Here is a 13,171-nt window from a genome sequence, read left to right as displayed (position 1 = left end):
CGCGCCGACCTCGCAGAAGGAAGCGCGCGTCCGGCTCGCGAGCCCTTGCTCGTGGATGACGCTCTCTCCTCAGCGAGCGCCCCATCCGCGGTGAGCTTCGGGGCCGTGTGGGCTCCAGCCGTTCAGGTAGGGTGCCAGCTCCTCGGGCTTCGGTTCGCGAGCGGAGGGCATGCCGGGTAGACGGGTCAGTGGGTCGAGGCTCTGAACGTAACGGCGTGCCCAGGCTAGCCACCCTCGTGCTGAGGCCACCGCCGCCTCGTCTTCCCCGGCCGCCTCTTCCAGCCGACGCTCCAGGGCGTTGCAGTACGCGCTCAGGCTTGTCGCTTCCTGCCAGTGGCCGGCCTGTGCGCGGAGTACCTCGGCATACTGTTCCTGCGCGGCCAGGTCCTTCGCCTTCTCCATGGCCGCCCGCCAGCGGACCTCGCGCTCGGCCTTCGCCCGCTCCTCGTCCACCTTCCGCTGGGCGTCCTCTACGGCGCGGGTCTCGATCTCCCGGAGCACTGCTCCCAGGATGTCCTCCAGCACCCAGCGCTTGCGATCGGCCCAGCGGGACTGCCGGCTGGATCGGCTGTAGCCGAGTTCGATCACAAGGCTCTTCGAGCGCTCCGGGTCGGTGGACTGGGGAGACTCCTGCTGGATCGTGACGGTGTAGGTGAAGCCGTCCACGACCAAGTCCAGTTCGCCCTCACGGAGGGAGTAGCTGGAGGGGTGGTGCCGCCCGTCGTACGTGGTGTAGGCGCGACTGCGCCGGCGGGAGGGGACTTCATGTTCCTTCACCTTGTGCCCTCGACGTACTGCCTCGGCCGCGAGGCCCTGGAGGAGCAGCAACGATCGGCGGCGCAGTGGGGCGGGCATGACGAGTCGGCCCTCGTCGTCTCTCAGTGAGGCCACGACCGGCTGCGGAGAGCGCAACTGAGTGGGTACGTGGACCGGTGGCGCCTCATCCGGCCTCTGGCGCAGTGAGTTGGGGTGTGGTCCCTCAATCAGAGAGATCTGCAGGTCGCGATTCCACATGCGGAGACTTTCGATGCGCTTGCTCTCAGGGACGAGGCTGTGGCGCTTCGCGTAGTCGATCACGCGTCGCCACTCCGTCACCGTGGCGTCGTCGGGCGCGGTGAAGGTGACCCGCCTGTCCCTAACGAGTCGCTCGATGAGCTCCTTCGCCTTGGTCCGACGGGCGAGTGCCACTGGCCTGTCGGCGTAGGACGCGGAGCGTGTGCCACCCGCCGCCTTCCCCCTTGCGGTCTTCTTTTCCTCGGCGTGCGCGGGGTCGTCCGGGTGGTGGCCATGCTGGATGTAGAAGGTGCCTGCCTCGGTGACCTTGGCATCCACCTCACTCCCGCTGCGCTTGATCGTCACCAGCCCTCTGTCGGGCAGCGCGTAGGCGGTGCGGAACTCGCCGGGGTCCCAGGGCTCCTCGGACTCATTGCCGTTCGCGAGCCGGCCGAGCAGGGCGAGCTGTCGTTCGTTCAGGGGAGACCAGCGATGCATGGCAACAGCTCACCCCGGGGCCGACCCAGGTGCAATGAGTCGTACGGGTGGTTGCCCACACAGCACAGGGAACCTACGCGGGTTCGTGGTTCGGGAGGCCGACGTCGCGTGCGCCGCGTGAGTGGACTGGGCCGCTCTTGGTGTCCGGCAGACAGCCCTTTCTCCTTGACTCATCCCAGAGCGCGCGGTCAGAGACCTCGCCTAAACCGATGCCTTCAGCAGGACTTGGCCCTGGTGTCAGCGCCATGCGGTATCTCTTGGTAGAGCTGGATGAACTGGTGTCCTCCAGCAACACTTCAGATGGGAGTAGCACTTTGTCGACCGACGCCGCACAGGTTCTGTCCGAGGAGATCGACCTCACGCCTTCTCCACAGCTACTGGAGGCGCTGGGCGACATCCCCTACAAGCCATGGCAGTGTCTGGCAGAGCTGATCGACAACTCCTTCGATGACTTCCTGACAGACCCGGACCGCAGCGAGGCGCAGGAGGTCTGGATCACCTTGCCGAAGCCCAGCGATGACGATCCGATCGTGGGCCTTCTCGACAACGGGCGGGGCATGAGCCTGGAGACGCTGCAGAGCGCGCTGAAGGCCGGCTACAGCGGCAAGCGACGGTACGGCAGTCTGGGGCTGTTCGGCATGGGCTTCAACATCGCCACGGCCCGCCTGGGGCACCACACTGAGGTCCGGACCACACGGGCGGGCGACCCGGACTGGTTGGTCGTAGAGATTGATCTGCGCCGCCTCGCACGGAACGACAGCTTCAGGACGCCTCTGCGGCGGGAGCCCAAGCAAGACATCTCCGAGCACGGTACCGAGGTGATAGTCCGTCGGTTGCGCACCGAGATCGCTGAGGATCTGAAGAAGGCCAACCGACATGCCTCGGTCCGTGCCGACCTCGGTCGGGTCTACTCCTACCTGCTGCGCGGCGAGAATCCGGTGCCCGGCGTTCCAGATGGCCCGATGGCTGGCCGCGGCTTTAGGCTGAAGGTGAACGGGAAGACAGTCTCGCCCCGACTGCCCTGCGTTTGGTCTGCCTCGCGAACGGTGACCAAGGAAGGGCGGGAGATTGCCGCCATCAGGTCGGTGGACATTCCGCTCGCGTCGGCGCTGGCCTGTATGAAGTGCGGCCACTGGCAGAGTCCTGATCTTGCCTTGGACCGGTGCGCAGAGTGCGACGGCGACGACATGCAGTTGCGTGAGCGCCGTATCCACGGTTGGTTCGGGGTTCAGCGCTACCTAGACGAGAGCGACTACGGAATCGACTTCCTGCGCAACGGAAGGAAGATCCGAATCGGGGATCGCTCGCTGTTTTCCTGGGAGAACCCGAACGACGGGACCCAGATCCCGGAGTACCCGGTGGACATCCCTGCCACTCAGGGGCGCATCGTGGGCGAGATCCACCTCGACCACGTTCCGGTGGGCTATCAGAAGATGGACTTCAACCGGGAGAGTCGCGACTGGCGGCACGCTGTCGTCGCTCTGCGCGGCGAGGGCCCGATGCGGCCGAAGAAGGCCAAGCTCGCGGGGTACCCAGCGAACACCTCGCCCCTCGGAGAGATCTTCAAGGGCTATCAGGAAAACCGCCCAGGTGCTGGCTGCCTGATTCCTGGCAACGGAAGCACGGCCATCCACGACACGGCCAGGGAGTGGGGCACGAAGTTCCACTCGGGCCAGCACCCCGAGTTCCTTTCGGACGAGATCTGGTACCAAGCGGTCCTGGCCCACGACGAGGCCCGAAACGGTGGCGAAGCCGCCCTGCGGCCTACCGGCGCCGGTAGCCCCTCGCTTACCGGGCGCACTGGGCTTACCCCCCTGGGCGGCGGCTCAACCAACGGCCCGGACCTGGGAGCGACGCCGCCCACTCTCGCCCCCGCACCCGAGCCCGAGCCGGTGGAAACCGAAGAGCAGCGCTTCGACCGCTATCGGGCCGACTCCCGTCAGGTCTTCGATCTGACGGGTGAGGTGACGCTGCCTCGACTGGGCCGCAAAGTCGTGAGGGTCTTCGACACACGCACACCACTGTTGGACGACCGCGAGCGGCAGGTCCCCTCACTCGCGCGCATGGGTAAGGGAGTGAACCTGGAGGTGTTCGTGCACGGCGAGCACCCGGTGTTCCGTGAGTACGGACGGGACCCCCGGGATTACGCGCTGATGGAGATCGCCCAGACTCTGCACGCCTTTGAGCCGGACGGACAGAAGGTCACGGCGGTCGCGGCCGAGGTCACCCGGCAATTCCCCGACCAGAGGGTCACCGAATCAGCGCTGCGCGACCGGGCTGACTCACTGCTTGGCCGGGTGCGCGAACTGATGGGCCCCATCGTTGCGCCGATGGCCGAAGAGCTTTGGGAGGCCCTGCCGGAGGCCGTCAGGCTGCGCGCGGAGCGTGACGCCGGGCGGTCCGACGCATCTTTGGACTGGCCTACCGTGGTCAAAGACGGAGCTTTCGTGACTCACTTGGACGCCGCCGGCATCGCGGCGGTCGTCCGAGCGCGCCCGGCTAGCTTCCTTGACGGAGCGGTGTTCAAGACGTCCTGGAACGGCTGGTCGGACAATGCCGTCAAAGACCGGCAGGTGGCGCAAACCGTGCGGCCCCTCGAGGTCGTCAGCGAGTTCCTTACCGAGCCGGGCGGGAAGACTCGGCTGGAACTGTCCCTGGCGAGGATCACCTTCGACATGCTCGACCAGAGCGTCGCCGGGACGGTGTGAGAGATGACCACCTCGTTCACGGCTCCGGACTTCCTGCGCGAGGTGGGACCGTTCGGCTTTACGCGTCAGGTGGAGCGGCTAGCACTCCACCTGGGCTTCACCGACGTCGCCAACATCGATGGTGCGAACGATCAGGGAGGCGACATCCTCGCAACCCGCGAGGGGCGTCTGTGGGTGTTCCAGGCCAAATGGAAGGCGGGGGCGGCGGTGCCGCCCAGCGCCATCGACGAGGTCCTGGAGGCCAAAGCCCACTACGGGGCCGATCACGCCGTTGTAGTCACGAACAGCCGGTTCGGGCCCCTCACCCGCAAGCGCCGCGACAGCCTGGCGGCGGTCGGAATGCGAGTAGAGCTGTGGTCGGGCCAGGAACTGGCCGACCTGTACGCGGATGATCAGTTCACCGCAGACCGACTACCGCCCCGATCACTGCGCCCTTATCAGAACGAGGCATTGGGGGCGATCATCAGCGACCTGGGCGGTGCCGACCGGGCCCTGCTGGTACTGGCCACCGGCCTGGGCAAGACGGTGGTCGGTGGCGAGGCCATCAACTACCACCTGGGCGAACGCCCTCAGGACAAGGTTCTGGTCGTCGCCCCGGCCAAGGACCTCGTGGAGCAACTTGAACGGGCACTGTGGCACCACCTTCCCAAAACAGTGCGCACGCAGCTACTGACCGGAGATCACCGTCCTGACGACCTGCGCGGAGTCACCTGCGCGACCACAGCCAGTGCTCTCAGCTATGCCCGCGCCGGCTACCGGCCCGCACTGGTCATGGTCGACGAAGCCCACCACGTTGCCGAGGACGGGCAACTGGCGGAGCTTCTCGACATGCTCCACGCCAGTCGGCAGTTTGGGGTTACAGCCACCCCCTGGCGTGGTGACCGTTTCGACATCCGCACGCGCTTCGGCGAACCCAGCTACACGCTCGGCATCGAGGAAGGCATGCGGCTGGGCTATCTATCCGAGGTCCGATACCGGCTCTACGCGGACAACATCGACTGGGACTTCGTCCGTGGCGTCAGCGACCACAGCTACTCGATCAAGGACCTGAACGCCCGTCTCTTCCTCCCCGAGAGGGACGAAGGAGTGCGTGATCAGCTGATGGAAGTCTGGGCGCGCACACAACAACCCCGTGCGGTCGTCTTCTGCCGCACCATCGAGCACTCCGAACGAATGGCGGCGCTACTGACGGAGGTGCCACAGTGGCGCGGCGCGCTTGCTGTGCACGCGGGCCTGAACAAGCGAGAGCGGCAAGCCCGACTGATGAGCTTCCGTAGCGGTAAGACGCCGATCCTGACTGCCGTCGACATCCTCAACGAGGGGGTCGACATCCCGGACGTGAACATTCTTTGCTTCGCCCGGGTCACGCATAGCCGTCGCATCTTCGTCCAACAACTGGGCCGCGGTCTCCGGCTGCGCCCTGGTAAGTCGCACGTGGAGGTGTTGGACTTCGTCAGCGACATCCGGCGCGTCGCCGCTATCTTGAACATCCGTCAACAGATTGCCGACGACGAGGTTGAGATCTTGCGCCTGGCAGAGCGCGGTACGAGCTTCGACTTCTCTGACCGGCGCGCGGAGAGCCTGATGCGCGAGTGGATCAAGGATGCGGCCAGCCTGGAGACTTCATTGGAGGAGAGCCGCCTCCAGTTTCCGGACCCGGCCGCCTTTGGGGGATGATGCAGCGATGAGTAACATCGACGAGGGGATCCGTCGCGAGGTGATCGCCGAGGTCTATCGGCAGGTCGATGACCTCGACTGGGACGGTATGACCACCCGCGCACGGTCGGATTGGTACGCCCGTTGCATCGATGATCCGCTCATCGGTGGCAAGCTCACGCGCTTCATTGCACGCGACCGGGTCCGCGTATGGGTCAAGGACGGACCGATCAAGGAGTTGCCTCGGGCCCGCTATGGCCTTGGCCCGTATGCGCAGTTCGCGGTCAGCCGCTACCCCGGGATGGAGCAGATCGCGCACCAGGCCATCGGGCCTGAGTGGCTGGCCGACCCCGAAACAGTGGAAGTCAAGCCCAACCGTTGTCTTGTTCACGGGCCCGAGTCCAAAGTCTTGATGATCTGGGGGCCGGCGGCCGACCTTGCAGATCTCGTTTGGGCGGGGATAAACACCCGCGTAGATGGTGGAGCCGAGCCGCTCATCGTCGTTGCCTCCCCGCAGGGAACACGCCTCAGCGAAGGCGAGATGCTTCGGCATCGCCTCCTTGCCAAGGAGGCGACTATCGATCTCCGCCACATCACCCTACGACTCGCGCGCGTGTGACGGCGGGCGGACGCGTGCGCTCCCGGCGGATGCCTCGTACGCGCCACCCGTTTTGCGTGAGCGCTGCGTGAGCGGACTGGACGGCACTAGGGTGGACCCAGCGTCATGGTGATCACGGTCGGATGTCTCTGACCTGGGGAAACGGGATTCTGCGGCATCGTCCGGCATCAGCTGGGATGATCTTGCGGGCCCTCGTAATGCGTAGGTCTCGGGTTCGAATCCCGAAGGCGGCTCAGAGAAAGGCCAGGTCAGATACCAGCTGACCTGGCCTTTTCTGTTGTCCGGGGGACATCAGGGTCGCTTGAGTGCCGACGCTGTGTCGCGCTGACCGGCTGGATCGGATTTGTGGTGCTTGGCCTCCAGGGGATGGCTACTTGCTAACGTCGGTCAGTCGCCAAGGAGGTCCAGTGCCGTCTTCCGCATCAGCCACCGCCGCCTTCGACTTGCGAGTCGAGCCGACTGACGTCGTTCTCGACGAGGTAGAGCGGATGCTCGATACGCAGCTGGACCCAGCCACGCTCGTGCGCAAGCGCCGCTCGCTCGGTGCCAGGACGGATCGCGACACCTGGGTGCGAGTTGAGCGGCGCCGCTTCGAGAAGATCGGGAATCAGGGCTGGAACGGCACGGAGTGTGCCGCACTGCTGGATGGCGTCGCGATGCCGCGGTGGCGGCGGGGTGCGGCGTGGCGGCAGCGGGATGCGCCGGTGATGTGGCGTGCTGACGAGACCGATCTGCTGCCCGGTACTCCGGTCGGCAACAGCGTGTTGGTGGCTGATCCGCTCTTGCCGGAAGCGTGGTGGGAGGCGCTGAACCGCTCCCTGGATGCCCTCTCAGTGCAGAGCACCAGCCGGGTGGCGACTCCCGACACCGTGACGATCACGCAGGGTGGGGTGGCCGAGGCAGTGCGGATCAGTTGCGCGCGGCACTTGGATGGCCTGGCGAAGCCAGCAGAGCGACCGTAGCCGCTCGCGACGATGTCCCCTCCCCGTCCCACACCACGGTGACGAACGGGGGACGCGGTCTGGAGTCCTGGGTATCCGCATCGCCGAGCGGCCGAGCACCTCAAGGCGGTCGGGGAAGCCGCTAGAGGATGAGTGATCTCCTGGTCCGCCCGCTCGTGCACAAATGCGACCTGCAAAACCGACCCTTGTACTGTCGTCACCGTGGCCACGCTCTTCTCGCTCCCCGACGACATGCATGACCTCCCGGATGTTCCGACGGAGGCGGTGGAGCATGGAGAGGTCTTCACGAGGCGTTGGGTGGTCGATCTCATTCTCGATCTCATTGGCTACACCTCCGACAAGGACCTCTGCGGCCTGAAGATCGTGGAGCCGGCTTGCGGTGGAGGCGCCTTCCTCAGTGTGATCGCCTCGCGGATCAGCGCCTCCTGCCGCGCGCACAAGCGTCCGATCACGGACGCGCTCGACGCCGTCCATGCCTTTGATCTTCTGGCCCGCAACGTGCGTGACAGCCGTGCGCTGGTCGAAAACGAGCTGCTCGATGCAGGAGCGGCCCCGGAAGAGGCCCGGAAGGTAGCCGAAGCCTGGATCGGGCAAGGTGACTACCTGCTGCAGACGGACACGTTCCATCGGGCTGACTACATTGTGGGCAACCCTCCGTACATCCGACTCGAAGATGTACCGGACGAGCGGATGGCGGCGTACCGCAGCGCTTGCTCCACCATGGGCGGCCGGGCGGACATCTACGTCGGGTTCTACGAGGTCGCGCTCCGGAGCCTCAAGCCCGGTGGACGCCTGGGCTTCATCTGCGCTGACCGCTGGATGCGAAACCAGTACGGCCGCCGGCTCCGGGAGCTGGTGACCAAGCAATTCAGCATGGACTTGGCGCTCGTCATGCATGACGTCGACGCATTCGACGAGCAGGTTTCGGCCTATCCCGCGATCACTCTCATCTCGAACGGTGACCAGGGTGAAGCAGTGGCTGCGGACACCACGCGGTCGTTCGGTGCCAAGCAGGCGCGAGACTTTGCTGCCTGGTTCCTGAGCGATGCGCCGGGGGCGATCACTGGGGACTCGTTCCAGGCGGCCCGCATGCCCCATTGGTTCCCTGACGAGGACTCCTGGCCGGCGGCCTCACCCGCAAGGCTCGCTGTCCTCGAAGACCTCACCGAGCGCTTCCAGCTGCTGGAGGACACCCAGACGGGGACGAAGGTCGGCATCGGCATTGCCACCGGAGCTGACAAGGTCTTCCTCACCAAGGATGCGCACCTGGTCGAAGAGGACCGGCTGCTGCCCATGGCCATGGTCCGCGACACCACAAGCGGCACGCTCGACTGGAATGGCACGCTCCTGGTCAACCCGTGGACGGCTGGCGGCGACCTGGTCGACCTCAGTGCATTTCCGCGACTCGCTGCATACTTCGCGGAACACGGCGCAGCCCTGCGTAAGCGGTACGTCGCGGTCAAGCAGCCGGAGCGCTGGTACAAGACCATCGACAAGGTCGATCACCGTCTCACGCGTCGGCAGAAGCTCCTGTTTCCGGACATGAAGCTGAGGATCCATCCGGTCCTCGACGAAGGCGGCCTGTACCCTCACCACAACTTGTACTTCATCGTCTCGGACGTCTGGGACATGCGCGTACTCGGTGGCCTGCTGCTGTCCAAGGTCGCGGAGGCTTTCGTGGAGGCGTACGCGGTCAAGATGCGGGGGGGAACCCTCCGCTTCCAGGCCCAGTACCTGCGTAAGATCCGGGTGCCCGATCCGGCGGCGATCAGCGAGAGCGATCGGGTAGCCCTGGCCGATGCCTTCGACAGGCGAGACGCAGAGGCTGCAACGACCGCCGCTCTGCGTGTCTACGGCCTCGCCGAGCTGCCTGACTAGAAGGAGCGGATCTTGACGGTCACCCGCCAAGACTTCGAAGACGCCGTAGCCGCTTACTGGGGAGCCAAGGACCTGCAGCGCGAGCAGTCGGCGATCAAGGCTGCTGTGGGCGCCGGCACGGCAGGCTCCGTACGTGGCGGCAAGCACTTCGACCCCATCGCTGTGCTGCTGTCGAAGTTCTTTCTCGACGCCGGGTACCCCCCTGAGAGCATCCGCGTCACCAAGTCGCAGGGCCTTGAACTGCCTGGCTACTACCGGCCCCAGAAGCAGTGGGACCTGGTCGTCGTCCACAGGGACACCCTCGTGGCTGCCTTCGAGCTGAAGGCGCTCGGCGGACCCTCGTTCGGGAACAACTACAACAACCGGGTCGAGGAAGCGCTGGGCAGCGCCATCGACTTGCGGCACGCGGCCCTGGCCGAGCTGTACCCGGGGGAGGAGCCCTGGCTCGGATATTTCTTCATCATGCAGGACGAAGAAGGATCCCGTCGGCCGGTTAAGCCGTCCAAAGGCGCACTGCCTGTAGACCCGATCTGGCATGGGATGTCCTACCAGGAGCGCTTCGGCGTCTTCTGCCAAAGGCTCATGTCTGAGCGGCTCTACAACGCTGCGTGCTACGTCACGTCGTCATCCTCGAACCCCAAGCCCAACGAGCCTGTCGACAAGCTCAACTGGCTTCGGTTCTCGGCCGCCATAGACGCGCGCCTTACCTACCTGAAGAACCTGGGCTTCCCGGGTTAGTTGCAACTGGCACGGTGAGCATCGCAGGCAACCAAGGCCTGGGTGCCCACCGGGGCCGCCCACGTCCTACTCCTTCAGCATCGCCTTGACTACCTTGACACGCCCCTCAATTGCTGCGCGAAGGACGTCCGACGTTGCCGTTGCCAGGGGCTCCAGGTAACTGCTTTCGCCCTCGGCACGCTGTGAGGTGATGAACCAGCCTGCGTCGTAGACGCGTGAGACGCGGGGCCGTGCGGGCCGGCACACACACCTGAGCCTCACCCCGCTCGCGCCCGACGCGTTGCGGCGGCACGTCTTCGGTACAGGGGGAAGCCGAGGCCTCCGTGCGGTCGATGCAGTTCCTCCAGGAAGGCCCAGGTCAGCGACCTGGGCCTGGGTTGTTCCGCGGTCTCTTCAAGGCCCGGAAGCGGGTGCAGGAAGCTGAACCGCGCATACAGGAAGCTGAACGCTCTTTTCCCTCTCAGGGGCTCTCCGGCGCGGCAGAGTTGTCCTCGTCGAGAAGTGAACGACACCACGAGGGGAAACGAGATGTCGAAGTCTGCCACCGTCAGGGAACGTTCGAAGAAGCGCTCGGTCTACGTATTCACCGCACTGGGACTGGTCGCCGGAATCGCCGTCGCGACCCTGACCGGTTCGGGTGACTCGGAGGACCGTTCCGCCGCGCCGGCCGGCATTCACCAGGTCACCGCGACCGCCGTCACGGTGGCCGACGAGACGCCGGGCGAGCCGACGGAACCGCAGGTCACGGCGGCTTCGATCCCGGGCTGGCAGAGCCCCAGCCAGCAGATCCCGGGCTGGCAGGGCCCGAGCCGGCAGGGCCCGAACCAGTCGATTCCCGGCTGGCAGAGCCCCTCGGTGACCACCGGTCCCGCGACGCAGAGCATCTGAGGTCGGCCACCCGATGTCGACCACATTCGCTCCCGTCGATCTCGACGGAGTTCCGGCGGTGGAATCCTTTCTCGACCGTATGGGATTCGGCCACTTCGACAGGAATTCGCTCTCCGCGCCGATAGGCCGCAACGAAATATGGGCCGGCAGTACGGAAAGCGGCCGCGAGGTCTTCGTCAAACGGCTCGTCGGAACCGGCGATGACGTCCGCGACCGGATGCGGCGCCTGCTCGCCTTCGAGCGGTTCGCCGTCACCCTCCCGCCCCACGCACTGCGCGGCCCGGTCTTCCTGGGCAACGACACCGCCGAACGGCTGGTCGCCTTCACCTACCTCGACGGCGCCCGCAGCGGGGCCGAGCTGATGGTGGACGAGAGCTTCGACGACGAGCTGGCCGGCCAGGTCGGCCGCGCCATCGGCCTCCTGCACGGCGCGGAGCACCCCGGCCCCGAGGAGCTGGACACCACCCCGCCGGCGCTGCCCTCCCTGGACTTCCTCCAGGGCCTGCCTCCGGGCATGTTCGACAACCTGGGCTTCGCCGAACTCCAGGCCTGGCGCCTGATGCAGAGCGACGCACAGCTGGTCGAGGCACTGACGCGGCTGCGCGCCGCCGAGGCCGCCGCGCCCAAGGTCCCCTCCCACTGCGACTTCCGCGTCGACCAGCTCCTGCTCACCGACGAGGGCCTGTACGTGGCGGACTGGGAGGAGTTCCGGCTCGCCGACCCCGCCCGCGACGTGGGCAGCTTCGCCGGCGAGTGGCTCTACCGCTCCATCCTCGACGTGGTCACCACCCGTGGCGACGAAGAGGGCAGCGGGCCCGAGGAGTACGAGCTCACCCACGAGGCGATCCTCAGCCGCGGCGTGGCCAAGATCGAACGCCTGCGGCCCAAGATCCGGCACTTCTGGCGGGCGTACGCCGCCGTACGCCCCGACATGGACCCCGGACTCCCCGAGCGGGCCGCCGCCTTCGCCGGCTGGCACATGCTCGACCGCCTGATCGCAGGCAGCGCGCAGCGGATGCGCCTGTCCGGCATCGAGCGGGCGGCCGCCGGCATCGGCCGCAACATCCTTCTCCACCCCCAGAAGTTCGTCACCGCACTCGGATTGGAGGTAACCCCGTGAGCACGGGAACGAGAACAAGAACGAGCACCGGCCCCGGCACCGGTACCGAAGCCCCGCCCGCCGCGCTGCTCCAGGCCCTGGAACGCGTACGCATCGCCGACGACCGCCTCTCCGCGACCGTCGCGGGCCGCGAACTGACCGCGGACAGCCCCGGTGAGCTCAAGACCCTCCTCGGCACCGCCCTGTACGAGACCCTGCACTCCGGCCAGGACGAGTCGGCCTCCAAGCTGCCGCGGATCCTGCGCGACACCGACTTCGAGCGGCGCCTCGGCGACGCCGTACCGCACCGCACCGTCACCGCCGAGGCCGTGGTGCTTCCCCAGCCGGCCGGCACCCCCGCCGACGCCGCCGACGTGCTCGTCCTGCGGGACGGCATCCGGACATGGGTCCCCCGGCAGACCATGAGCGTCACCGCCCCGGCACCCGGCACCCGCGTCGAACTCGGCGTGCCCGCCGCGCGGCCCGCGCTCTCCCCCGGCTTCTTCGTCGTCACCAGCCCGGTCAACCGGGGCGCGCCGACGGAACTGCTGCGCGTCTACCTGAACCTGAGCGACTCCCAGGCCGCCCCGGACGCCTGGCGGGCCGTCCTGACCCGGCTCAACGAGCTGGAGATCGCCTACCAGGCCAAGGTCCTCTCCTGCCTGCCGCTCTACCCGAGGCGCGACGCCCTCGTCGTCTACCTCCAGCCCGACGCCTGGCACGCAGTTCCGGTCCTCGCCGAACTGGCGCCGTCCCTGCCCGGACTGGGCGCCGAGACATCGCACTTCGTCCACCGCGTCGCCCCCGGCGTCGGCGTGGCCTTCGAGCCCGCGGACCACCGGCCGGCCATGCGCGGCCTCAGCTTCGGACAGCACCGCGCCGGCGCCGCCGCCGAAGCCCTGCTCGACCGGGCCCGGCACGGAATCCCGCTGACCGAGGCGCTCACGGCCCGCTTCACCCAGGCCGGCATCGACCCGCACCGTCCGGCGCGCAACCTCACCTCGCCGGAACTCCCCGCACCGGTGACCCCGGGCGCGACCGGCACCGCCCCGACGGCCGCCGCGGCCTGAGGGGGCTGCAGGGCGTGAGTGCCCCGCGCACCCGCTCCCTGCTTCCACCTCAGTACGTACCG

General features: G+C 67.0%; 9 protein-coding genes and 1 pseudogene. 9 read left to right on the top strand and 1 reads right to left on the bottom strand.

Features of this window, described 5'->3' with window-relative positions; all coding sequences use genetic code 11:
* Positions 1-69 precede the first annotated feature (69 nt).
* Positions 70-1,491, bottom strand: coding sequence for a hypothetical protein (locus tag BSL84_RS16330; RefSeq protein WP_075970613.1), 1,422 nt, complete (start codon positions 1,489-1,491; stop codon positions 70-72).
* Between the two features lie 314 nt (positions 1,492-1,805).
* Here BSL84_RS16330 and BSL84_RS16325 point away from each other — a divergent pair, with 314 nt between their 5' ends.
* The 9 genes and pseudogenes from BSL84_RS16325 to BSL84_RS16285 all read left to right on the top strand — a co-directional run bounded on the left by BSL84_RS16325 (position 1,806) and on the right by BSL84_RS16285 (position 13,109).
* Complete coding sequence (locus tag BSL84_RS16325; RefSeq protein WP_159393523.1) at positions 1,806-4,199, top strand: ATP-binding protein; 2,394 nt, start codon at positions 1,806-1,808, stop codon at positions 4,197-4,199.
* 3 nt (positions 4,200-4,202) lie between these two features.
* Positions 4,203-5,876, top strand: a complete 1,674-nt coding sequence (locus BSL84_RS16320; protein WP_075970611.1) for a DEAD/DEAH box helicase family protein — start codon at positions 4,203-4,205, stop codon at positions 5,874-5,876.
* A 7-nt stretch (positions 5,877-5,883) separates the two neighbouring features.
* Positions 5,884-6,474, top strand: coding sequence for a hypothetical protein (locus BSL84_RS16315; RefSeq protein WP_075970610.1), 591 nt, complete (start codon positions 5,884-5,886; stop codon positions 6,472-6,474).
* Between the two features lie 407 nt (positions 6,475-6,881).
* Positions 6,882-7,382, top strand: a pseudogene (locus tag BSL84_RS16310) (hypothetical protein); the annotation flags it as partial.
* Positions 7,383-7,637: 255 nt separating this feature from the next.
* A complete protein-coding gene (locus BSL84_RS16305; protein WP_234363469.1) occupies positions 7,638-9,314 on the top strand; it encodes an Eco57I restriction-modification methylase domain-containing protein in 1,677 nt (558 codons plus the stop codon).
* 12 nt (positions 9,315-9,326) lie between these two features.
* A complete protein-coding gene (locus tag BSL84_RS16300) occupies positions 9,327-10,052 on the top strand; it encodes a PaeR7I family type II restriction endonuclease (RefSeq protein WP_075970609.1) in 726 nt (241 codons plus the stop codon).
* 528 nt (positions 10,053-10,580) lie between these two features.
* On the top strand, positions 10,581-10,940 hold the full coding sequence (locus BSL84_RS16295; RefSeq protein ID WP_075970608.1) for a hypothetical protein: 360 nt from the start codon (positions 10,581-10,583) through the stop codon (positions 10,938-10,940).
* A gap of 13 nt (positions 10,941-10,953) precedes the next feature.
* Positions 10,954-12,060 carry a class V lanthionine synthetase subunit LxmK gene (gene lxmK, locus BSL84_RS16290; RefSeq protein WP_030025841.1) on the top strand — a complete coding sequence of 369 codons (1,107 nt, stop codon included), beginning with the start codon at positions 10,954-10,956 and terminating at the stop codon, positions 12,058-12,060.
* On the top strand, positions 12,057-13,109 hold the full coding sequence (locus tag BSL84_RS16285; protein ID WP_079273209.1) for a T3SS effector HopA1 family protein: 1,053 nt from the start codon (positions 12,057-12,059) through the stop codon (positions 13,107-13,109). Before lxmK ends, BSL84_RS16285 begins: the two co-directional genes overlap by 4 nt.
* Positions 13,110-13,171 lie beyond the last annotated feature (62 nt).

It is taken from the genome of Streptomyces sp. TN58 (genome assembly GCF_001941845.1).
Lineage (GTDB): Bacteria > Actinomycetota > Actinomycetes > Streptomycetales > Streptomycetaceae > Streptomyces.
This window is presented reverse-complemented; position numbering and strand designations above follow the sequence as displayed.